Origin of the sequence: Rhodococcus jostii NBRC 16295 (assembly GCF_001894825.1) — a bacterium.
Taxonomy (GTDB): domain Bacteria; phylum Actinomycetota; class Actinomycetes; order Mycobacteriales; family Mycobacteriaceae; genus Rhodococcus_F; species Rhodococcus_F jostii.
Genome location: NZ_BCWY01000003.1, coordinates 170627 through 191501, shown reverse-complemented (window position 1 = coordinate 191501; position 20875 = coordinate 170627). Strand labels below are relative to the sequence as shown.

The 20875-nt window shown below is 67.2% G+C and carries 20 protein-coding genes and 1 pseudogene; 13 read left to right on the top strand and 8 right to left on the bottom strand.

Features of this window, described 5'->3' with window-relative positions:
* Window positions 1-4: 4 nt before the first annotated feature.
* Window positions 5-904 carry a LysR family transcriptional regulator gene (locus tag RJ1_RS03630; RefSeq protein WP_073358524.1) on the bottom strand — a complete coding sequence of 300 codons (900 nt, stop codon included), beginning with the start codon at window positions 902-904 and terminating at the stop codon, window positions 5-7.
* 110 nt (window positions 905-1014) lie between these two features.
* On the opposite strand from RJ1_RS03630, the gene RJ1_RS03625 reads away from it, so the two are divergent.
* From RJ1_RS03625 to RJ1_RS03595, 7 genes are all read left to right on the top strand, one after another.
* On the top strand, window positions 1015-2496 hold the full coding sequence (locus RJ1_RS03625) for an aldehyde dehydrogenase family protein (RefSeq protein WP_073358523.1): 1482 nt from the start codon (window positions 1015-1017) through the stop codon (window positions 2494-2496).
* Window positions 2493-4211, top strand: coding sequence for a hypothetical protein (locus RJ1_RS03620; protein ID WP_073358522.1), 1719 nt, complete (start codon window positions 2493-2495; stop codon window positions 4209-4211). Before RJ1_RS03625 ends, RJ1_RS03620 begins: the two co-directional genes overlap by 4 nt.
* On the top strand, window positions 4211-5215 hold the full coding sequence (locus RJ1_RS03615) for a membrane dipeptidase (RefSeq protein WP_073358521.1): 1005 nt from the start codon (window positions 4211-4213) through the stop codon (window positions 5213-5215). The genes RJ1_RS03620 and RJ1_RS03615 overlap by 1 nt, the downstream gene beginning before the upstream one ends.
* Window positions 5212-5955 (top strand): hypothetical protein, encoded by a 744-nt coding sequence (locus tag RJ1_RS03610; protein ID WP_073358520.1) that lies wholly within the window; start codon window positions 5212-5214, stop codon window positions 5953-5955. The genes RJ1_RS03615 and RJ1_RS03610 overlap by 4 nt, the downstream gene beginning before the upstream one ends.
* On the top strand, window positions 5948-6352 hold the full coding sequence (locus RJ1_RS03605) for a RidA family protein (RefSeq protein ID WP_073358519.1): 405 nt from the start codon (window positions 5948-5950) through the stop codon (window positions 6350-6352). The genes RJ1_RS03610 and RJ1_RS03605 overlap by 8 nt, the downstream gene beginning before the upstream one ends.
* 110 nt (window positions 6353-6462) lie before the next feature.
* On the top strand, window positions 6463-7803 hold the full coding sequence (locus RJ1_RS03600; protein WP_073358518.1) for an MFS transporter: 1341 nt from the start codon (window positions 6463-6465) through the stop codon (window positions 7801-7803).
* A 224-nt stretch (window positions 7804-8027) separates the two neighbouring features.
* Window positions 8028-8879 (top strand): ACT domain-containing protein, encoded by an 852-nt coding sequence (locus tag RJ1_RS03595; RefSeq protein WP_073358517.1) that lies wholly within the window; start codon window positions 8028-8030, stop codon window positions 8877-8879.
* Here RJ1_RS03595 and RJ1_RS03590 read toward each other — a convergent pair.
* Window positions 8866-9882, bottom strand: coding sequence for a hypothetical protein (locus RJ1_RS03590; RefSeq protein WP_073358516.1), 1017 nt, complete (start codon window positions 9880-9882; stop codon window positions 8866-8868). The two genes, RJ1_RS03595 and RJ1_RS03590, sit on opposite strands and share 14 nt — an antisense overlap.
* Window positions 9883-10041: 159 nt before the next feature.
* Between RJ1_RS03590 and RJ1_RS03585 the strand changes: the two genes are divergently transcribed.
* A complete protein-coding gene (locus RJ1_RS03585; protein ID WP_073358515.1) occupies window positions 10042-10533 on the top strand; it encodes a helicase associated domain-containing protein in 492 nt (163 codons plus the stop codon).
* Window positions 10534-10754: 221 nt separating this feature from the next.
* Here the strand turns inward: RJ1_RS03585 and RJ1_RS03580 are convergent.
* Window positions 10755-11753, bottom strand: a pseudogene (locus RJ1_RS03580) (SNIPE associated domain-containing protein); the annotation flags it as partial.
* Window positions 11754-12161: 408 nt separating this feature from the next.
* Here RJ1_RS03580 and RJ1_RS03570 point away from each other — a divergent pair.
* The 4 genes from RJ1_RS03570 to RJ1_RS03555 all read left to right on the top strand — a co-directional run bounded on the left by RJ1_RS03570 (window position 12162) and on the right by RJ1_RS03555 (window position 15612).
* Window positions 12162-12521, top strand: coding sequence for a hypothetical protein (locus RJ1_RS03570; RefSeq protein ID WP_073358513.1), 360 nt, complete (start codon window positions 12162-12164; stop codon window positions 12519-12521).
* A gap of 130 nt (window positions 12522-12651) precedes the next feature.
* A complete protein-coding gene (locus RJ1_RS03565) occupies window positions 12652-14001 on the top strand; it encodes a GlnX family signal transduction membrane protein (protein ID WP_240320014.1) in 1350 nt (449 codons plus the stop codon).
* Window positions 14001-15029 carry a glutamate ABC transporter substrate-binding protein gene (locus tag RJ1_RS03560; protein WP_073358511.1) on the top strand — a complete coding sequence of 343 codons (1029 nt, stop codon included), beginning with the start codon at window positions 14001-14003 and terminating at the stop codon, window positions 15027-15029. Before RJ1_RS03565 ends, RJ1_RS03560 begins: the two co-directional genes overlap by 1 nt.
* A gap of 58 nt (window positions 15030-15087) precedes the next feature.
* Window positions 15088-15612, top strand: coding sequence for a DUF8453 domain-containing protein (locus RJ1_RS03555; RefSeq protein WP_073358510.1), 525 nt, complete (start codon window positions 15088-15090; stop codon window positions 15610-15612).
* A gap of 414 nt (window positions 15613-16026) precedes the next feature.
* Here RJ1_RS03555 and RJ1_RS03550 read toward each other — a convergent pair whose 3' ends face one another.
* Complete coding sequence (locus RJ1_RS03550) at window positions 16027-16506, bottom strand: DoxX family protein (RefSeq protein WP_073358509.1); 480 nt, start codon at window positions 16504-16506, stop codon at window positions 16027-16029.
* 149 nt (window positions 16507-16655) lie between these two features.
* Window positions 16656-17855, bottom strand: coding sequence for an MFS transporter (locus RJ1_RS03545; protein WP_073358508.1), 1200 nt, complete (start codon window positions 17853-17855; stop codon window positions 16656-16658).
* 154 nt (window positions 17856-18009) lie between these two features.
* Here RJ1_RS03545 and RJ1_RS03540 point away from each other — a divergent pair, with 154 nt between their 5' ends.
* Complete coding sequence (locus RJ1_RS03540) at window positions 18010-18453, top strand: MarR family winged helix-turn-helix transcriptional regulator (RefSeq protein WP_072939140.1); 444 nt, start codon at window positions 18010-18012, stop codon at window positions 18451-18453.
* A 41-nt stretch (window positions 18454-18494) separates the two neighbouring features.
* Here RJ1_RS03540 and thpD read toward each other — a convergent pair whose 3' ends face one another.
* Genes thpD through RJ1_RS03525 form a run of 3 tightly spaced genes read right to left on the bottom strand, consistent with a single transcriptional unit; the run spans window position 18495 to window position 20850 of the window.
* Window positions 18495-19409, bottom strand: a complete 915-nt coding sequence (thpD, locus tag RJ1_RS03535) for an ectoine hydroxylase (protein ID WP_073358507.1) — start codon at window positions 19407-19409, stop codon at window positions 18495-18497.
* Window positions 19410-19445: 36 nt separating this feature from the next.
* Entirely contained in the window at window positions 19446-20123 is a 678-nt protein-coding gene (locus RJ1_RS03530) for a GntR family transcriptional regulator (RefSeq protein WP_073358682.1), read from the bottom strand.
* Window positions 20110-20850 carry a maleate cis-trans isomerase family protein gene (locus RJ1_RS03525; protein WP_073358506.1) on the bottom strand — a complete coding sequence of 247 codons (741 nt, stop codon included), beginning with the start codon at window positions 20848-20850 and terminating at the stop codon, window positions 20110-20112. The genes RJ1_RS03530 and RJ1_RS03525 overlap by 14 nt, the downstream gene beginning before the upstream one ends.
* Between the last annotated feature and the right edge of the window lie 25 nt (window positions 20851-20875).

Here is a 20875-nt window from a genome sequence, read left to right as displayed (position 1 = left end):
CCGCCTACGGGATCTCGTCCGTCAGGTCGAGGGACGATGCCACGTCGAGGAAATGCCGGATCGCCGAGATCTGTTGCCTGTCGGCGCGATACGCGACCGACACCGTCGACGCCGCCTGCGGGTCGGAGAGTGCGACGTACCGCAGGTCCGGGAGGTGCAGGGCACGGAGACTCGCCGGAACGATGGTGACTCCGGTATTGGCGGCGACCAACCCGAGGAGGGTGGGAAATTGGACGGCTTCCTGCGCGGCCTCCAACCGGAATCCCGCGTGATGGCAGAGGGCCGCGATGTGGTCGTACAGTCGCGACACCTGACCACGGGGAAACGTGAGGAACCGCTCGTCGCGCAATTCCACGAGCCGCACCGATGCGCGGGCGGCGAAGGGATGCGACGAGTGCATCGCCACCAGTAACGGCTCGCGGGTCAGCGGCCGGACCACGATGCCCTCTGCACGGTCGACTTCACGGACCAGTCCGATGTCGAGAGTCCCGTCCGCGATCGCGGACAGCTGGCGGTCGGTGGTCGACTCGGACAGTTCCACCTGAACCCCGGGCCACTCCTTCTGCAGGGCCAGGACTGTCGCGGGGACGATCCTCAACGCCGCGGAACTGACGAAGCCGATCCGCAGCAGCCCCACCTCACCGTGCGCGACCTGTTCCACCGCGGCGAGCGCGTGATCGGCTTCCGCCAGGACACGCCGCCCCTCGTCGAGGAGCACCCGGCCTGCGTCGGTCAGTTCGACACGTCGCGTCGTGCGCTCGAACAGGGTGGTGCGCAGTTCCTTCTCGAACTTGCTGATCTGCTGGCTGAGCGCGGGCTGCGCGATGTGCAGGCGTTCCGCGGCGCGCCTGAAGTTCATCTCCTCGGCCACCGTCACGAAGTATCGAAGCTGCCGCAGTTCCACGCGATTGATACTTGCAACTTATCAGTCGGTTGACAATAGGTACTTCTGCACGGTGTTCGCCGGGCCTAGCGTTGAGGGCACCGAATTACCAGGCCTTCGAGGAGTCAGCAGTGCAGCACCACCTCACCGCACCAGACACGGACAATCGTCTCCGCCACCTGATCGGCGGTCAATGGGTGGACGGCGACGGTCCGGTCACCGCGACGACCAACCCGTCCGACGAGACCGTCGTCGCGGAGTACCACCAAGCCGACACACATCTTCTCGACGCGGCAGTCGCTGCTGCTCTGTCGGCACGCCGCGAGTGGGACGACCGCGGGATCATCGCGCGCGGACTCGTCCTCCGCCGGGCAGCCGAGATCCTCGCCGATCGTGCGGAGGCCGTCGCGACTCTGATGACCCGCGAGCAGGGCAAGACGCTCCCCGAATCGCGAGCCGAGGTGGGCGCCACCGTCGAGACCCTGTATTACCACGCAGCCCAGGCACGGAACGCCGACGGCGCCACCTTCCCCTCCTCGCATCCCGACGAGGTGATCCGCACGGTTCGCCGACCGCTCGGTGTGGTCGCCGCCATCACCCCGTGGAACTTCCCGCTGCAGATTCCCGCGTGGAAGCTGGCACCGGCACTGCTGTGGGGCAACACGGTGGTGTGGAAACCCGCCAGCGACACGGTGGCCGTTGCCGCCGCCTTCGCCGAAGTCCTTGCCGCAGCAGGTGTCCCGGCGGGTGTCGTCAACATGATCCTGGGCCCGGGCCCGATCGGCGCCGAACTGGTGGCCCGGGAGGAGATCTCGGGAGTCACCTTCACCGGTTCGGTTCCGGTGGGCAGGTCGATCCAGGCGGCCGCGGTCCCGCGCGGCGCAAAGGTTCAGATGGAGCTCGGCGGGCACAACGCGGCAATAGTGCTCCCCGACGTCGATCCGAGCGAGGCGGCAGCCGTCCTGATTGCCGGTGCCATGGGAAGCACCGGCCAGAAATGCACGGCGACGAGAAGGATCATCGCTGTCGGCGACGCCTACGACGACCTCGTTCCCGAGCTCGTCGCGCGCGTCGAGGAACTGGTGGTCGGCGACGGGCTGGCCTCCGGGTCCCAGGTCGGTCCGCTCGTCTCGCCTCGCGCGGCAAAGGAAGTGACGGCGGCGATCGAACAGGCGTTGTCCGAGGGCGCCGAACTGCTGGCGCGTGCGTCACTTCCCACCTCGGGGGCGGCATTCGTGGCCCCCACCCTGCTCGCCGGCACCACCGCACTGACCATCAGCCGGGAGGAGGTGTTCGGACCGGTCACCACGATCCTGCGCGCCCACGACCTCGACGAGGCCATCGACATCGCGAACGCGACGCCGTTCGGTCTCACCGCCGCAGTCTTCACCTGCGACGAGCGGGCCGCGCGGCGCTGCATTCGAGACCTCGACGCCGGCCTGATCAAGGTCAACGCGCCCAACACCGGCTCCGAATTGCACGCTCCCTTCGGCGGACTCAAGGATTCCTCCTTCCCCGCACCCCGTGAGCAGAATGCGGCGACGAGCGCCGAGTTCTTCACGTGGAGCAAGATCGCCTACGCCCGCACCGGAACACCGAGGAGCGAGGCATGAGACCGACGGAACTGCTCCGCCGGACGCAGATCTCGGCCCGCTCACCCGAGCAGGTCCTGGACCCGGCAGACATGGGAGCCGCCCGCTACACCCGTCACAGCTTCGCCCGCTCGTTCCTCCGGACCGCGGCCGCGCAGAACTGGCAGGTCGAACGCGAGCGGTGGGACGTCGACGCCGACGGTCGCGGCGAGGTCGTGTACCGCGTCGTCATCGGCAGGCGCGAGGTGAGATTCGTCGTGTTCTCGACGACCCTCGCCGAGAGTGATCGCACCGACCGGGTCATCGCAAAGGCGTGGGACGTCACCGGCGCCCTGATCGAGGGCCCGCTCACCGAGAGTCGTTCGAGCGCACTGCGATTGCAGGTACCGCGCCAGGAAGAGGGCCGGGCCGACGACGGAACGCTCATCTGGACCCGGGCAAACCGCAGCGCCCGCTTCTTCGACTACGTCGTCGACCGGCTGGCCGCGGGCAGTCAACCGGACATCACGACGATGGGCGACGCCGCCTACATCCTGCGGAGCACCGCGTTCTACAGCAACGGCAAGTTCGGGCTCGCGGATTTCGATCGGCTCGATGCCGACCATCCCCTGCGACTGCCCTACCGGGCTCACATGCTGACCGCCTGGCTGCTGCGTGAACTCAGCTACGACCTGGTCGAGCACTGTGCCCGATCCCGGAACCCCCGGTCGGCGCGGTTGTCCGGAGACTGGCGACGCTACCTCGGGCTGGGCAACGCAACCGGTCTCGGGATGGTGCCCTACGTCGTCAACCATCCGCAGGTACTCGACGCCTGGTGCGCCACACGCGAACTCCCGCTCGCGCACGCACTCGCGCAGACGACCGCACCCCGCGACCCGCGCATCCGCACCGCCCGCGACCTGCTCGACCGGGCCACGCACTACTTCGCCGAACGAGCGGCCCTGTCGACGGCACCCTTCGTCACCTGTGGCGAGCTCTCCTCCCACCTCGACCTGCTCCGGGACGAGCTGTCCGAGTACATCGGCACGGGGACGATCGGAGGCACGCGAACCACCCATGCCTGGAAGGCGCTGCACGACCGAGCCGCATCGATCGGGGTGGAGGCCCGCGGCGTGATGGACTCCGTGATCGTCGAAGTACATCCGGAACTCGACACCGAGGTCGAGGAATTGCTGCACTGCGACCAGCGACAGGCCGTCGAACCCGCGCAGACCTGCGCCGAGCTCCGCGCCGTCCTCCGGGACGGCTATGCGTGGGTGCATAGTTTCGATTTCGACGACCCCGACGAGCAGGCCCATTTCTGGTTCTCCTCCGAGAACAACGAGGAGCCGCGCCGCGGACGCAGAGGAGTCGATCCGGGCGAGAACGTCGAGCATCCGATCGACGTCGCCCGATCCGTCGCCGCCCTGGAACACGATCTGGCGGCTGCTCCGGACGACGCCACGGTCGCCGCCTTTCTCGTCGGGCATCCTCGGCACCGCGGCATCGTCGCCCGCGTCCAGACGCTCGCCGACGTCCCGTACGCGGAGGCGCGCGACAACCTGCTCGCCCGGAACTTCCTCCCCCTGAATCTGCAGCGGTTCCAACTCGCGATGTACGGAATGGACAACTACAGCCCGCAATCGACCGACTGGCTCCGGGTGACCCTCTACTCGGGAGCCCCACGGGCCGACGACGTCGCCGCCGGGGTGGACGACGACTGGATCTTCACCCGCAAGCCGCGAAAGGACTCCTAGTGCACACGCTCACACACTCCGACCTGCTGGTGGTGGACGGACTTCAGATCAACAACTGGGATCGGAAAGTCCTCGAGGAACTGCGGGCCGGCGGCGTCACCGGGGTGAACGCCACCTGCGCGGTGTGGGACGGCCCCGCCGACACGCTCGGCGCCGTCGCACAGTGGTATCAGCTCACCGCCCACAACGACGACATCGTCACCCTCGCGGAAACTTCCGAGGACATCCGCACCGCGAAGCGGGACAACCGAATCGCCGTGCTCCTCGGGTTTCAGAATTCCTCCCCGTTCGGCGACGACTACCGGATGGTGGAGATCTTCCACCGACTGGGCGTTCGTGTCGCCCAGCTCACCTACAACATTCAGAACCTGGCGGGTGGCGCCTGCTACGACGAACACGACTCGGGACTCACGGCGTTCGGGCGCATCATGATCGCCGAGATGAATCGGGTGGGCATGCTCGTCGATCTCTCCCATGTCGGGAACCGCACCTGCCTGGACGCGATCGAGGCCTCCCGAACGCCCGTCGCGATCACCCATTCGAACCCGACGTGGTTCGTCGACAGTCCCCGCAACAAGCCGGACGAGGTCATAAACGCGCTGGCCGCGCGTGGCGGCGTGATCGGCTGCTGCCTCTACCCCAACGTACTGGGCGGCGAAGCCACCTCCAGTTCGGATTTCGCGGTCATGGTCGCGCGACTCGTCGACCAGATCGGCCCTGACCACGTCGCGATCGGGAGTGACTGCACGCGCAACTGGTCGGAGGACTACGTCGCCTGGTTGCGCAACGGGCGCTGGCGACCGCCCAGTCAGAACCCCGTCGAACCCGAGTGGCCGATGTGGCCGAACTGGTTCTCGGGGCCGTCTGACTTCCCGGTACTGACCGAATGCCTGCAGAAGGTCGGCCTCGACGACGAGACCGTCGCGAAGATTCTCGGCGAGAACTGGCTGCGGATCTTCGACGACGTCTTCCCCGGACTGCACGACACACAGGAACGCCGATGACCGACATGCTCACCCACGAACTCGAGCACGACACCGTACCCCCTGCGGGAAACCGAATCAGGTTGGCAGTGCGTGAGGTTCGCGAGACCGCGTTCCGCGCCCTGTACGCCGCGGGAGTCGACGCGGGCGAAGCCGGCGCCGCGGCCGAAACCGTGACCTCGATGCAACTCCACGCCCGAAGCGGTATCGACACGCTCCTGCACACGATCGCCGAACTCGATTCGCCTCCCGCCGACGCCACCCTGACCAGGGGGCCGGGAGCCGACATCGTCGAGCGCTCACCAAGGAGTGCCCTGTTGATGGGCCCGCTGGCCGTCGATCTGGCACTGGCGCAATCGCGTCCGGTCCTCCTGCCTCGGATCGTCGATCACGAGGCCGTCGCCTGGTATGCCCTCCACGCCGCCGCCCGGTCCGGTGCGACACTGTGGCTGATCACGCTCGACGACCGCGGGCAACCGGCGGACGCCACTGTCGTGACCGGCGCGGGCGACATGTACCGCAGCGTTTCCCCCGCGGCACTCCCAGCCGGCGCAACGACCGACGGTGAGTACGGCGGAGGCACACTCGTCCGGACGGCGCCGCTCGCCGCGCACACCACCCGTCCCGTCCACACCGCCGCCGAACGGGAGACGCGGTATCGCCACGCCGTCTCCTACGGACTGTTCGTCGACACCGCGACGTGGTCGCGGGCGTACGAACTCGGCAGGCGATTCCTCGTCCCGGAGGCAACTCATGACTGATCAGCGTGAACTCGTCCCGCACCCGGCCGGCACCGCGAGACCGTACGCGAGGGCTGCGGTGTTCGCCGACACCATCTGGGCCTGCGGGCAGATACCCACCACGGCGGACGGGCAGACCCCGACCGCGATCGGCGATCAGGTCCGGGTCGCACTCGACAACCTGGAAGCCACGCTCCAGGCATCGGGCGGCGGGTTGCACACACTCCTGAAGGCCACGGTGTACCTGGCCGACCTCTCGGAGTTCGACGAATACAACGACGCCTATCTCGAGCGCTTGGAAGGCATTCCGCTGCCTCCACGAACGACTGTCGAGGTCGCGCGATTCCGCGGCGACAAACGGATCGAGATCGACGGGATTGCCGCCGTCGACCCTCGAATTGATAAGCACCGGGCATGAATTGGTAGGAGATTGGTAATTCCGCGAAGCCGATTCACTTCCTAATGTGGCAGCAACCACATCACGTGGGGACCAACCCTCAAGCCCACACCTCCGATGGGATTCCTCAGATGAACCTCGACACCACCGTCACCGCCCGATCGGGCGTCACACTGGACAGTGCCAAGCTCAACGGCTTTCACGCCAAACTCGCCCTCTTCTCGTCTGGCGGCCCCTTCCTCGACGGCTACATCCTCAGCATCATCGGCATCGCGATGGTGCAGATCCAGGCACAATGGGACATGAGCGCGCTGTGGGCCGGCCTCATCGGATCCTCCGCTCTCATCGGGGTCTTCCTCGGTGGTGCAGTGTTCGGCGCGGTGACCGATCGGATCGGTCGCAAGTTGATGTACACCATCGATCTGATCGTGATCATCGTCTGCTCGGTGCTGCAATTCTTCGCGGCGGACGAAATGCAACTGTTCATCCTGCGCTTGATCATCGGTATCGCAGTCGGCGCCGACTACCCGATCGCGACGGCGCTGGTGACGGAGTTCGCACCGAAGGCGTGGCGCGCCAAACTCGTCGGCGGCCTCAACGCCATGTGGTTCGTTGGCGCAACCGCCGCCGCGTTCGTGGGCTACCTCCTGCTCAGCAATCCCGACGGCTGGAAGTGGATGCTGCTCTCCTCCGCGGTTCCCGCCACCCTGATCGTCATCGCTCGCACGAGCATCCCCGAGTCGCCCCGCTGGCTGCTGAGCAAGGGACGTTCCGACGAGGCACTGACGGTGTTGCGAAAGACGATCGGGGAGGATGCAACGCTGGACGATCTGCCCGACGAGGAAGGAAGCACGTCCATTCGCGGATTGATGCACGGAGGGTACTTGCGGCGGGTCGTGTTCATCTCGATCTTCTGGACGTGCACGATCGTGACGCTCTTTGCCATCTACGCGTTCGGTCCGCAGATCCTCGAGCTCTTCAACCTCGGCTCCGGAAATCTTGCCCACATCGGATACGGCCTCATCAACCTGTTCTTCCTCATCGGTAACGTCGTCGCACTGCTGCTCGTCGATCGGCTCGGGCGGCGACCGATCCTGATCTGGGGATTCGTCCTGTCCGGTCTCGGATTGCTCTTCCTCGCGATCAAGCCGGACGCAGGCCTGTGGGTGATCGCGTTCGCGTTCGCCATCTACGCGCTCTTCAACGGCGGACCCTCCATCCTCGAATGGATCTACCCCAACGAACTGTTCCCCACCGAGGTGCGAGCCACTGCCGTCGGCCTCTGCACGGGGATCAGCCGGATCGGCGCGGCCATCGGCACGTTCGCCACCCCGTGGGCGCTGTCCAACCTCGGCCTCTCCGCAACGATGTACATCGCCGCAGGCATCGCCGGAGTGGGCGCACTCGTCAGCTTCCTCATGGCCCCGGAAACCCGGGGAACGGATCTGAGCGACGCCGCGTCACTGCGCTGAGCTCACCCCGAACACGCCGCTGCTGCCGGGCGTCAGTCCCCGGCGGCAGCGGCGCAACCATGTCCGCGCACACATCGACCTCGGGCACGTGCCCCCGCTCACACCGCCGTCGCCGTGTCCCCCACCACATTCACATTGCGCTCCAATGCATTTCACGTCGACCCGTCACACCACCGACCGTGCGAGGAAACCACTTCGCAATACGGCGGGGCGACAGTGGGTGCATGACCGATGCCGTGAGAGAACCCGGAGTTCATGTCAACGCGTGCGAGGCGTGCGGCCGGCTTCCGCATCCCCGACGCGTCCGCCTGGCGCTGGCGAAGCTGTGTGCCGTGTTTCCCGTCGAACTGTTGCTCCACGCCTTGGTCATCCATTTCCACGCGTCGTATCTGCTCACCGTCACGGTCCTCACGGTCACCACGACGGTGCTGGTGATCTGGGTGGTCGAGCCGTCCGCGATGCGGCTGCTCGGCGGGTGGCTGCACGGTCCGCCGGGTGGGGAGCACGGCCCCCTCACGACCGGGCAATCGTTGTGGCGCATCCGCGCCCGGGTGAGCGACCGCCCCGGACAGCTCGAGTCGCTGGCCCACCACCTGGCGGAGCTGGACGCGAACATCCTGACCGTGCACGTCCATCACCTCGACGGCGGTTCTCTCGACGAGTTGATCGTCGGAGCGTGCCGGGAAACGTCGCCGGACGCTCTGTCGAAAGCCGTCAGGGCCGGGGGCGGCCACAGCGTCGGCATCTGGCCCGCGTCGGCGCTCGCCCTGATCGACGGCCAGACCAAGGCGCTCACGTTGGCGGCCCGGGTGGCGGCCGATCCGTCCGAACTGCCCCTGTCGATCGCGGAACTCCTCGGTGCCCAGTACGTCGATTCGCGCGTAGGCGATCATCCCACCGCGGCGGCGTGCGTCGAGATCCCGTCGGGTGACGACGCACCGCTCGTCTTCGTCCGGCCCGCGGACGAGCCGTTCACGCCTGCCGAGATCGCGCGTGCCCGCCGCCTGGGAGAGCTGGCGCAGAAGACCCGGCAGAGGTCGGAGGCGGGCGGCCGAACCTCGGCTACGCCGGCGTGAACGTCACGACTACGGAGGGTGCCGAGTCGGACGACGACAGTCCGATCGTGCCGCCCGACGGTACGAGGGACAGACCGCCGCCACCACCGCCCGGCGGCTCGTTCGCCTCACCCGGGCCGCCGATCCGCCCACCAGCGGCGCCGCCACCACCGCCGTACCAGCCGGCTCCGCCGCCGCCCCCACCCCCGATCCCGTCGCCGACGGCAACCGGGAACGTGGCCCCGGAACTTCCTGCACTGCCGCCGTATCCGGGCCCACCGGCAAGACCTGCCGGACTGGACCCGTCGGACCCGAACACCGCCTGCCCGCCGCCGTCTCCGAACGCGCCGTAGCCGGCCGGTGTTCCGCCGCCGCGCGCGCCGGCACCCGGCCGTCCCGCATCGCCACCCGGCGAAAGAAGTCCGCTCGACGTCGACGCACCCCCGCCCCCTCCCGCTGCGATCACCAGCGGCAATGCGATACGGTGCGGCACCAGCACGCTCGACCTTCCGGTATCGAGAACGACCTCTGAAAGGCCACCCCCGTCACCGCCGTTGACGTTCGGTGGGGTGGTGTTGCGTCGCCAATCGGTGGTGCCTCCGCTACCTCCCCCGCCCTCCACCTGCGTCAGCGCGTCAGAGCCGCCGCCGTGACCGTTCTCGCCGACCCTGATGTACACCGTCGATCCCGGAACGAGCCACACGTCACCACCGGCCACCGCTCCCGGGCCTCCGGGAGCGGCCGTGCTGCAACAGCTGTCACCGCCGCGGCCACCGGTCGCCTCGATGTGCACATTCCAGACGCCGTCCGGAATCGTCAACGGCACACCCTGCACCCCTCCCGGATCGGACACTGCCCCGCTGTTGTCCGTGTAAGTGCAGGTCACCGCCTTGCCGGACTGAGCGCATTGCGACGGCAACTGCGCCGCTGCCACACCCGAGCCGGGAAATACCGCCAGCCCGGCAGCGGTGGAACCCACCGCAGCCGCCAGACAGACGCGTCGCATCTTCCACCCCGAACCCATCCGTTCTCCTCCCCTCGCGCACCGATCACCACCGCATCTGCCTGCAATTTACGCACCGACACGAGTCGAGTTGCGTGACAGAACGTCAAACAGGTTGACATACTTGAGTCAATGACTATCCGGACAACGTTAGACGGCTTTCACAAGGATGCGATCTCGATGCGAGAGAACCGGTCCACAGCCTCCGCCCTGCAGCTCTACCGCGCCTTCCGCCAGCGACACCCCCGAACTGCGATTCCCGCCGACTACGTCACCGAAGGCGGTTTCCGGCTGGGACGTTGGCAGGATCGCCAGCGTGTCGCCCGCATGCTCGGCACCCTGCCGCCCCAACGCATTGAGCAGCTCGACGCCATCGGGTTCGTATGGAGCGACGACGACGTCCCACTTCCTGCCGTGTCACGGGCCGACAGCAAGCGACGCCGGATGCTGACCGCCATCGCCGCCTATCGCGAAGAGCACGGCGACGCACTCGTTCCCGCGAACTATGTGACCGCAGACGGCGAACAGCTGGGCCAGTGGCTCTACCGGGCGGTGAAGAAATGGAGGGCCGACGCCTTGTCGGACGAGGAGCGCGCCCCCCTCGCCGCACTCGGGGTCTCCCCCGGTCCACGGCCACGCGGCCCGCGAACCTCGGCACAACGCGCCGGATAGTCGGTGCCAGGACGATGCCGAACCGCACTGGGCGGTGCAGCTAGAAAGTGGGGTCCTTCTTGCCGATGCTGACGAGATACTCGTCGGCTTCGGGTTCTTCTCCTCGGCCTCAACGCCGGCGCCGCGTTTGTGAAGGAGATGACCTCACCGACGTGCTGTGTGAGGACGCCGAGGACTTGGGCGGGGGTGGCGTAGAAGAACTCCCGTCGGGGGTTGACCTTGTTCACTCGGCGGTCGGCGAACGCCTGGTGCAGTTTGTTCTCCACCGTGACCGCGTCGTCGGCGAAGAACAACGCATGCACGTCGAACCGGAACGGCACCGACGCATCCCCGAGTTCACGCACCCGGTCCATCGGCTCGAGACGCCGGGTCATCCCGATCTTGACCATGTTGATTCCGAACGCACCCATGTTGGAGATGACGTAGACAAAGTCGGCCCGAATGTTCGTGGCCCGGTAGTCGACGTCGTCCAGAGCTCGCTGCACGTCACCGAGCTTGTCGCGCAACCGTTCCGCACCCGCGGTGTCGCCGCTGCTCTCGAGCGCGTTCAGCGCATTGCGGTAGTGAGCCAGTTCCTTCTCCAGCTTCGCCTTCTCGGCCTGCAGTTCCTGTTCGGCCTTACGTTGTTCACGCAGTTCCTCGCGGCGTTCGCGTTCGGCGTCTTTCTCTTCTTGCACCTTCATGTGAAAGTCGGCGGCCAATTCGAGTTCAGTCAACCTCAACCGGTGGTAGTAGTCGGTCACCCGCAGGCTGATCATCTGCCCCTGCTTGGCGATCTGATCGGCGGCCTTGAACAGGCGCAGACTCGCGGCCGGTAGGTTGCCCGCTTTGACCGTCTTCACGCAATTCTCCGCCTCGGCGTTGTACGCGCGCAGCATGATCCGGGACATGTCGGAGACGAACTTGCGACCTTCGACGGTGGAACCGTTGAAGGTGAAGTTCGCGGTCGCGGTGATTGCAGTATTCTCCCGCACCGCCTGCTTGATCGCCGACTGAACCCTCAGAAGTTCATCCTTGAGCCGCACAGACGACTCAGCCGGGTGGTGGTATCGATACAGACCGACCGCTTGCAGTTCCTGTTGGGCTTGTGTCTCGACGAGTTCGAGGCGACCGGCATTGATCTGCTCGGTCAGCGTGGTGTGCTCGGTCCGGAGCCGGGTGACCTCGTTGGACAACCGCGTGGTCTCGGCGTCGAGGGTGGCGACCCCGCCCAGTCCCATGCTGTCGATCAGGCGCTGCAGCCGGTCTACCTCGACCTGCAGTTCTTGGGCCCGCTTCTTGGCGTTGAACACTGACACCGGACGCACCGACGGAGCCGGCCCACCGGCCGCCGGGCGCGACGACTGATCAGCGGGTGAGGTGACCATCGGCTGCGTCGCCGATGTCCATCGGACCCGTCCCACCAACGAAGCTGAGGGCGGCCGTCCGGATCGGGATGCCAACCGGGCGGTGGCGGTGCTGCAGTCATGGCCAATACATAGCAGACAAACACGACCCTCGTGCGCGCAGCAAAGATGTTGGGTATCAACGCCTCAGGTCAATACTCCACACGAATGACACGACGCCTCGCATTCGGCAACAACCGCGCGGCACCGACCACGCGTGCCGGCCGACGGTAAGGTCGGCTCATGCTCGAAGTCGGCACACGTGCACGCAACCAGCCGGCGCCGCCGCACATCATCTTCGAGGCCCTCACCAACCCTCACCGTGATCCCACTCGACCGTGGTTGATTCTCCTGGACGACGAGATCGAACCGACCGTGATCGAGGCCCGGAGTCCGGACCTGGTGGTCTGGTCCTCGATCTGGACCACCCGACCCGACGCCCGGCTGCGATTCGACCTCCCCTGCGACGGCCGAGCGGGCACCGACCTCCGCTGGACACTCCTCGTCGACGAGCCCGGGCCAGACCCCTCCCTGCTCGGTCATCTCCGCAAACGTCTGAACCAGCTGATCAACGCCCACCTCCGGTACTCCTTCGGTCAGTAGGCCGGCGTTCCGAGCGCCAGGCCGTCGAGAAGACGTGCCGGACTCGACCCTGGCGGCGCACACTGAACTCAGCCACGCGGCCGGGGTCGGTGCTCCTACTGGACCCGCGTCGGCGGTGCAGGAGGATCGGATGTTCCACCGCGGCGACCATGTCGTCACCGAAGGCCCGACGCTCGACGAGGATCTGCTCGTCGAGCCCGCTGCCCGCCGCCCGTGGGTCGAATTCTTCACGTCCACGCCCGGACGGCTGACCGTGCTGGGGATCGCGCTCATCGCTGCGGTCATCGCGGCGGGCGCGATCACGTCGGCGGCAGTCGGGGCGCGGCAACAGCGCGTCGAGACCCTGCGCACCCACACCGAGCCGCTGGCGAACGCCGCCCAGGCCCTCTACAGCTCGCTGTCGATCGCCGACGCCGCCGCGACCACGTCGTTCATCTCCGGTGGCGGTGGCGTCGACGCGAGTACCGGTGCGGAGCAGTTCACCCAGGCGATCGGGGACGCGTCGAACGCGCTGGTCACGGCGACCAACGGGGTGTCGTCGCAGGACGCCGAATCGCTGGCGCTGTTGTCGGACGTCGTGCGCAACCTCGCCGAGTACTTCAACCTCGTCGCCACGGCTCAGGCGAACGACCGGGCCGGCAATCCGGTCGGGGTGGCGTATCTGGCCGACGCGTCCGCGCTCATGCAGGACACAATCCTCCCGCTGGCCGAGCGACTCTACGTTCTCCAGGCCGAGGCGGTCGCCGAGACCCAGACGCACACGGCCCAACTGCCCGCGACCGCCTTCGCGGCGACCGCGGCCGCGCTCGTCGCGCTCGTCCTCGCTCAGCTGTACCTCGTACGGAAGAGCAGGCGCCGGTTCAACCCCGGCCTCGCTGTCGCCACCCTGCTCATGGCCGGACTCCTGGTGTGGCTGACCGCCGCGAGCCTGGTGTCGACGTCGGCAAGCGAACACGCGAGAACCGAAGGGACGCAACCCATCAACACCGTTGCTCGCGCTCGCATCCTGGCGCAGCAGGCCCGCGCCGACGAGACCCTCGCGCTTCTGCAACGCGGGTCCGACACCCAGTCGGAGATCGACTACGCGCGGCACTCCCAGGCGTTGTCCGACGAGCTCACCCGACAGCTGGACAGTTCGCACGGTCGCGACGCCGCGCCCTACCTCGCCGACGCCGTGACGGCCCGCGACGGCTGGCTGGCCGCGCACCGGGATATCGAGATCGCCCTCGAACGCGGCGACTACCCGACAGCCGCGGCGATCGCCGCGGGATCCGGCTCCGGCACGTCGGCGGCGCGGTTCGCCGCCCTCGACGAGTCTCTCCGGAACGCGATCGACCGACTTCGCGACGACGAGGCCAACGCCGTGACGGACGTTTACAGATCGATGTCGGCACTGGCCATCGGTAGCATGGTTATCGGCGTGTCCTGCGGATTCGCCGTCGGCGGGGGTATCTGGCCGCGACTGAACGAGTACCACTGATGACACAGATGAGGCTTTTCGGACCGGGGCTGAGACCGCGTGCCCGGCACCTCGTCGGAATACTCGCCGTCGCCGTCCTCGCCGTCCTCGCCGGCTGCGCCGCGCCCGACCCTCTCACCCCGACCGTCGCGGGCACGTACACCACACGACCGATGACAAACGGCGCCCAGATCATCCCGCCGACGAACAATCCACCGCCTGAGCCACCGCTCCCCGAGTCGTGCGGGGCACTCGCGAGCCTGCGACCCGGCCCGCAACCCCCGCCCGGTCGGATGCCGCCCGGTGGGTCACTCGCCGAGATCGCCTCGCGCGGCCGGTTGATCGTCGGCGTCGACCAGAACACCAACCTGTTCAGCTTCCGGGACCCGAGCACGGGCACCCTGCACGGGTTCGACATCGACGTGGCGAAGGAGATCGCCCGGGACATCTTCGGCGACCCGACAAAAGTCGAGTTCCGGCTGCTCACCTCCGCCGGCCGGTTCTCGGCACTCGAGAACAACGGCGTCGACGTCGTCGTCCATGCCACCTCGATGACGTGCGAACGCGCACAGCGTGTCGGATTCTCCACCGAGTACTTCCGCGCCTTTCAACGCATTCTCGTCCCGCACGGATCCGACATCACCGGACCGGCGGACCTCGCCGGAAAGCGGGTCTGCACCTTCCTCGACACCACGTCGCTCGCCACCGTCCAACGGGTCGCGCCGGACGCCACGATCATCGCGGTCCCCGATTGGGACGACTGCCTCGTCACCATGCAGAAAAGGCAGGCCGACGCCGTCAGCACCTCCGACTCGCTCCTCGCCGGGCTCGCCACCCAGGACCTGAATTTTCAGATCGTGGGACCCCAACTGGAGGAGGAGCACTGGGGAGTCGGCGTCAACAAGGCCAGGGAAGACCTGGTGCGGTTCGTCAACGGCACCCTCGACCGCATGCGCGCCGACGGCACGTGGATGCGGCTCTACGACCGATGGCTCGCCGCTCCACTCGGTCCGATCGCGGGCCCACCCCCGGCCGTCTATCGGGACTGAGCGGCGGCCCGGACGTCCGCACCGAGCGCCCCGGCGGTGGTCGGGTAAGTTTCCGCGCATGAGAGCCGCATCGTGGGTGAGTGCCGGGACTGCGGTGCTGTCCGGCGCAGTCGCTGCCGCTGCGTGGCGGCGGGCGAACCGTGCCGATCAGGCGAGGCTCCAGGTGGAAGCCGAGCGCGATGCGGCACTGGAGCAAGTCGCGGCGCTGACGCAGCTCGTCGAGGCCGCCCGGGCGGCCGTCCCGCAGAACGTCGACTTCCACGTTCAGCGCATCCGCGGACCGGTCGACCGGTTCCGGCTCCGCAATGTCGGAACCGGACCGGCGACGAACGTTCGGTTCGTGATCGACCCGGAGGAGGAACAGAACCGCCGCATTCCGACGCCGCAATGGCACTTGAACGGACCGGTGACCCTGCTGCCGGATCAGTGGGCCGACTTCGCCGCGAGCGCGCTGTCGCCCGTCGCCGGGTCCTGGCGGATAGTGTTTCCCGTGTTCGTCACCGTGATCTGCGACGAAGCCGGCGCTCCACGACGCATCGACCTGCCGACGGATGTCGTCGCCGAGGACGACGTAGTCAGCTGACTACCTGACACCGCGACGCCGCGACGCCGCGATCGCATCGATCTCGGATCGATTCGACCCGGCCACAAGAGCTTTGGCGCCCCCGACTGAGTCGGTCGAATACGTCCATCGGGTTACGCCCGGGGAGTACGACGCAGCTCGTCACACGCTCTCGTCTCACCAGCCGGGCACGAATTCGAACAGACATGTTCCTGCATCGCAAGCGTCGGTATGGGACACGGTCCGACCCGCACCGCCGCACGGTGATGCGGGTGGCCGTGGCCGTGACACACATGCATCTCTGCCGTCCAGGCAGTATGAGATCTGTGTAGACGCTGATGGGCCCGGAGCGGTTGCGTCACCGACGTCGCCCGGGGTCGTCACACGCGGTTCGTGGGGCCATTCGAGTGCGCCCCCGGATTTACGAGGTGGTGGTCATGCTTTCGCTTCGGACAGATCGCCGGCGGCCTCGTGGTCGTCGCTCGGCTGTTCCGTGCGCCGACTGCGAACGATGAGGCGATCGAGCGAGAGCGCCCCGCCGCCGAGGAAGATCATCAGGAACAGCGCCCAGCAGAAGATGGCGGAGAGTTCGCCGTTGTTCTGAATGGGAAGGGCGCCGTCCGGCTGATGGCTCCAGAAGTAGGCGTATGCCATCGAACCGGATGCAACAAAGGCCGCGACACGCGTGCCCAGGCCCAGGAACAGTGCTGCGCCGCAGACGAGTTGGATGACCGCGCCCCACCAGCTCGGCCAGGCGCCCACGGCTGCGGTATGCCCGCCGTGAGGTGCGGTCGGCCACGCGAACAACGTCGACGTTCCGTGGCAGAAGAAGAGGAAGCCGATAACCACGCGGAAAGCCGCGACGGCATAGTCGACACTGGGGCCGCGAAGGCGGGAGAAGCTCTGAGTTGTCACCCGCAGAAAGATAAGGCATGCCTGGCCTAAGAGTGTGCGTACTCGTGTCCTGCGACACAGCGACGTGGGAAAACCTGGCCGATAGTGGCAGGCATCACATTCGGTGGTGCGCAGTCCCGGATTCGCGGACCCAGTGAAATGTCCTGCCGCTAGACCGACACCACGGCCGGATCCTCCTCCACCGACCGATCTTCCGACCGCCGATCGAGCGCGGTGGCGACGACGAGAACGGCGAGCGCGGCCACGGTCAGTGCCGCACCCATCCAGATCGGGGACGTGAAGCCGAGTCCGGCGGCGATGGTGATGCCACCGAGCCACGCTCCGAGCGCGTTGCCCACGTTGAACGCGGCGATATTCGCACCGGACGCCATGGTCGGAGCCTGCGCCGCGTAGTTCATGATGCGCATCTGCAGTCCGGGGACGGTCGCGAAACCGAACGCGCCCATGAGGAACAGGGCGACGATCGTCATCGGCTTGCTGCCCGCTGTGAGTGCGAACACCACGAGTACGACGGTGAGCACGGCGAGGATCGCGGTGAGGGTGCGGGTGAGCGCCTTGTCGGCGGCGCGTCCACCGAGGAAGTTGCCGACGAACAGGCCGGCGCCGAAGAGTACGAGGAGCCACGGGACGCTGCTCGACGCGAATCCGCCGACCTCGGTGAGAGTGAAGGCGATGTAGGTGAAAGCGCCGAACATGCCGCCGAATCCGAGGATCGTGACGGCGATCGAGAACCACACCTGCGGAGACCGGAAGGCCCGCAGTTCGCCACGCAGACCGCCGGATTCCGGTGCATCCTCCGGGCGGGACACCGACGGCACGAGCGTCGCGATACCGATCAACGCCACGACACCGATGACGGTGATGGCCCAGAACGTGGAGCGCCATCCGAACTGCTGACCGAGGAACGTGCCGAACGGGACGCCGAGCACGTTGGCGATGGTGAGCCCCGCGAACATCGTCGCGATCGCGCCGGCCCGCTTGCTCGCGGGCACGAGGTCGGCGGCGAGCACCGAACCGATACCGAAGAACGCGCCGTGGCACAGGGCCGCGAGGACGCGTCCGCCCATCATGACCTCGTAGGTCGGGGCCAGCGCCGACAACAGGTTGCCGCCGATGAACAACACCATCAGCGACTCGAGGACGCGTTTGCGGTCGAAGCGGGTGACCGCCGCGGTGATGACGATCGCGCCGACGGCAACGGAGAGCGCGTAGCCGGAGATGAGGTAGCCGGCCACCGACTCGCTCACCTGGAAGTCGGCCGACACTTCCGGCAGCAGTCCCATGATGACGAATTCGGTGAGACCGATCCCGAAGCCGCCCATTGCGAGGGCGAGCAGACCCAGTGGCATCGCAGCCACTCCTTTCAGACAGACTGGAGATAAGAGCGCTAGCTCGAATACCGCGCTTGCAGTAGTTGCAGACGCGTCATAAATAGTTGCACACGCCTGCTATGTGCGCAAGCTGGTATTCTGACCAGGCAGTCGTATTCACAGGAGGTGGCCCGTGGCAGTCGCTGATGACGCCGTCGAGATCCGGTCGCAGGGATGGCGCACACTCGCAGCCCTGCACGGACTGCTCGAGGCAGAACTCGAACGCGCTCTGCAGCGCGGCCACGACCTGTCGGTGGTCGAGTACACGGTGCTCGACGCGCTGAGCCGCCAGGACGGCTGGCACATGCGCATGGCCCAGCTCGCCCGCGCGGCGGCGCTGAGCAGCAGCGCCACCACCAGGCTGGTGAACCGTCTCGAGAACCGCGGACTGCTCACGCGCATTCTCTGCGACGACGACCGTCGCGGCATCTACACCGAGCTCACACCCGCGGGTCGGGCGGCGCTGGACGAGGCCCGCCCCACCCACGACGCCACCCTGGAAGCCGCACTCGACCGGGCCGCCGAGGTGCCCGAGCTCGCCCACCTCGCCCGCACCCTGCACGAGCTCCCCGCATAGGTGAGTGACAAGGCGTGCCGGAGCACGCCTTGCCACTCACGTCAGGACAGGGGTGTGAAGTCGCGCGACGCGATGTACTCCGGCCGCGGACGTGCCGCCGCGAACGGCTCGACGAGAGTGTTCTCGACACTGTTGAACACGAGGAAGAGATTCGACCGCGGGTAGGGCGTGATGTTGTTGCCCGACCCGTGCATCACGTTGGAGTCGAACCACAGCGCGGTGCCCGCCGCGCCGGTGAACTGGTCGATCCCGAACTCCGCGGCCATCCGGGTCACGTCCTCCCGACGCGGAACCCCGACCTCCTGCGCGACGAGAGACGACGTGTAGTTGTCGTCGGGGGTGGCACCCACGCACTGGACGAATCGCTTGTGCGAACCGGGCATCACCATCAGCGAGCCGTTGAACGGGTAGTTCTCGGTGAGCGTGATCGAGCAGCTGACGGTGCGCGGGACAGGCAGACCGTCCTCGGCGTGCCACGTCTCGAAGTCCGAGTGCCAGTAGAAGCCGGTGCCCTTGAAACCGGGCATCGAGTTGATCCGGCTCTGGTGGATGTAGACGTCGGAGCCGAGCAGTTGGCGCGCGCGGTCGAGAATCCGGCCGTCGCGGATCAGCTCGGCGACCGCGGCGCTACGCCGGTGCACGTCGAAGACGGATCGAACCTCGTCGGTGCCGCGTTCGGTGATGACGCGCCCGCTCTCGCGCATCCCCGGATCCCGGGACAGCCGGTCGAGTTCCTCCCGGCAGGACATCACCTCGCCCGCGTCCAGTACGTCCTCGATGATCGTGTAGCCGCGGGATTCGTGTCCGGCGAGGGCCGTCGAATCGAAGGGCCCGTCCGCGGGCCTACCCCACACTGCAGGTTCGTTCCGGTGGAGCATCGACGGCTCGGCGTCGATCCGAGTCGGGTAGCGATCGTGGCGGTTGGTGTGTCCCTGAACCTCAGCTACCTGAGTCATTGTCCCTCCTCGGCACTTACCTCTACTTCACTGTCGCTACGACGACAGAGTCTTCTGATCGGCGCGCAGCCGCTGGACGGCGTCGTCCAGATGCTCGGCGAGCAATTTCTGCACCTCTCCAGCAGTACCCGTGCGGATCGCCTCACGCAGCGTTTTGTGTTCCTGCGCCTGCTCGCGGATGTCGTCGTAGGTGGTCTGCAACGCACCCAGGCACATCCGGGTCTCGATCAGGAGCGTCCGCGCTGCGCGGATGAGCCGAGGGCTCTCCGCGCTCTCCACCAGGATCTGGTGGAACTGCTGGTCGGCGTCCGAGACGGCGGCGGCGTCGCCGCGCTCGGCCGCGGCCTGCATGACGAGCACGGTGGGCTCGAGCGCGATGTAGGTGGCTTCCCGACGTCCGTCGTCGAGGATCATCTCGAGGGCCCCGCGCTCGATGACCGATCGGCTGCGGTACACGTCGACGACGTCGTCGAGGGTCAGCTCCGTCACGAAGATCCCGCGGTGACGGATGCTGTGAAGTATGCCCTCGGAGACGAGCCTCTGCATGGCTTCGCGCAGCGGCCCGCGCGAGACCTGGAAGTGCGCGGCCAGTTCCGCCTCGCCCAGCTGTGCACCCGGCTCGAGCGCACCCTTCATGATGGCGACCCGCAGGCGGTCCGCGATGAATTCGGCAGTCGATTGACGACTGACGGGTTCCAGGTCAGTCAGAGCCATGACTGTGGCCTTTCTCGAACAATGTTCCCAACGACGGCTGCACCGCCGTGTGGCCCGCAAGACGCAGGCCTTCCCAGATGGTGACCTGGTTTGCCGTGAGTACCGGCTTGCCGAGGCGCTGCTCGAGAGTACTCAGCGCACCCAGCGTCCTCATCGCAGTGTCGGGGATGAGGAGGGCTTCGGCGTCCGGGTGGTCGTTCTCCACCGCGAGTTCCACGACCCGTTCCGGGCTGAGCAGACCGACCTCGGCGGCGGTGTCGATACCCGCGCTCGACATCGACAGCACCTCGATGCCGGCGGCGGCGAGGAATTCGACGAACAGCTTCGCAACGTCCTCCGGGTAGCTCGCGGCCACGGCCACGCGGGTGATTCCCAGGGCGTGGAGGGCGTTGACGAACGCAATGCTGGTGCTGGACGTGGGCACACCGGTGGCCGCGGCGAGGGTCTCGGCCTGCCGCTTCGCGCCGTCGGGTCCGTAGACGAAGCTGCCCGAGGTGCACGCCCACACGACGGCGTCCGGCTTCTCGTCCGCGAGGAGTGCGGCCCCGCCGGCCAGTTTCTCGGGGCTTCCGAGGTCCAGCAGTTCGGGCACGGCGTGCAGGTCGGTGCCGTAGATGTGCACGACCGGCAAGTCCACCCCGAGCATCTCCGCGGCGAAGGGGTAGTCGTCTTCGGCGGCGTGATCGGGGTAGATGAATCCCACGGTGGGGGTCGGCGTGCTCGTCATGCTTTCTCCTCTGTGCGTGTCGTGG

Excerpts from the sequence above, each read along its gene's own strand:
- RJ1_RS03590 (WP_073358516.1), bottom strand. The coding sequence starts at position 9,882 with ATGGGTTCGGGGTGGAAGATGCGACGCGTCTGTCTGGCGGCTGCGGTG.
- RJ1_RS03555 (WP_073358510.1), top strand. The coding sequence starts at position 15,088 with ATGAGAGCCGCATCGTGGGTGAGTGCCGGGACTGCGGTGCTGTCCGGC.
- RJ1_RS03600 (WP_073358518.1), top strand. The coding sequence starts at position 6,463 with ATGAACCTCGACACCACCGTCACCGCCCGATCGGGCGTCACACTGGAC.
- RJ1_RS03610 (WP_073358520.1), top strand. The coding sequence starts at position 5,212 with ATGACCGACATGCTCACCCACGAACTCGAGCACGACACCGTACCCCCT.
- RJ1_RS03560 (WP_073358511.1), top strand. The coding sequence starts at position 14,001 with ATGACACAGATGAGGCTTTTCGGACCGGGGCTGAGACCGCGTGCCCGG.
- RJ1_RS03570 (WP_073358513.1), top strand. The coding sequence starts at position 12,162 with ATGCTCGAAGTCGGCACACGTGCACGCAACCAGCCGGCGCCGCCGCAC.
- thpD (WP_073358507.1), bottom strand. The coding sequence starts at position 19,409 with ATGACTCAGGTAGCTGAGGTTCAGGGACACACCAACCGCCACGATCGC.
- RJ1_RS03605 (WP_073358519.1), top strand. The coding sequence starts at position 5,948 with ATGACTGATCAGCGTGAACTCGTCCCGCACCCGGCCGGCACCGCGAGA.
- RJ1_RS03525 (WP_073358506.1), bottom strand. The coding sequence starts at position 20,850 with ATGACGAGCACGCCGACCCCCACCGTGGGATTCATCTACCCCGATCAC.
- RJ1_RS03530 (WP_073358682.1), bottom strand. The coding sequence starts at position 20,123 with ATGGCTCTGACTGACCTGGAACCCGTCAGTCGTCAATCGACTGCCGAA.
- RJ1_RS03620 (WP_073358522.1), top strand. The coding sequence starts at position 2,493 with ATGAGACCGACGGAACTGCTCCGCCGGACGCAGATCTCGGCCCGCTCA.
- RJ1_RS03595 (WP_073358517.1), top strand. The coding sequence starts at position 8,028 with ATGACCGATGCCGTGAGAGAACCCGGAGTTCATGTCAACGCGTGCGAG.
- RJ1_RS03565 (WP_240320014.1), top strand. The coding sequence starts at position 12,652 with ATGTTCCACCGCGGCGACCATGTCGTCACCGAAGGCCCGACGCTCGAC.
- RJ1_RS03585 (WP_073358515.1), top strand. The coding sequence starts at position 10,042 with ATGCGAGAGAACCGGTCCACAGCCTCCGCCCTGCAGCTCTACCGCGCC.
- RJ1_RS03545 (WP_073358508.1), bottom strand. The coding sequence starts at position 17,855 with ATGCCACTGGGTCTGCTCGCCCTCGCAATGGGCGGCTTCGGGATCGGT.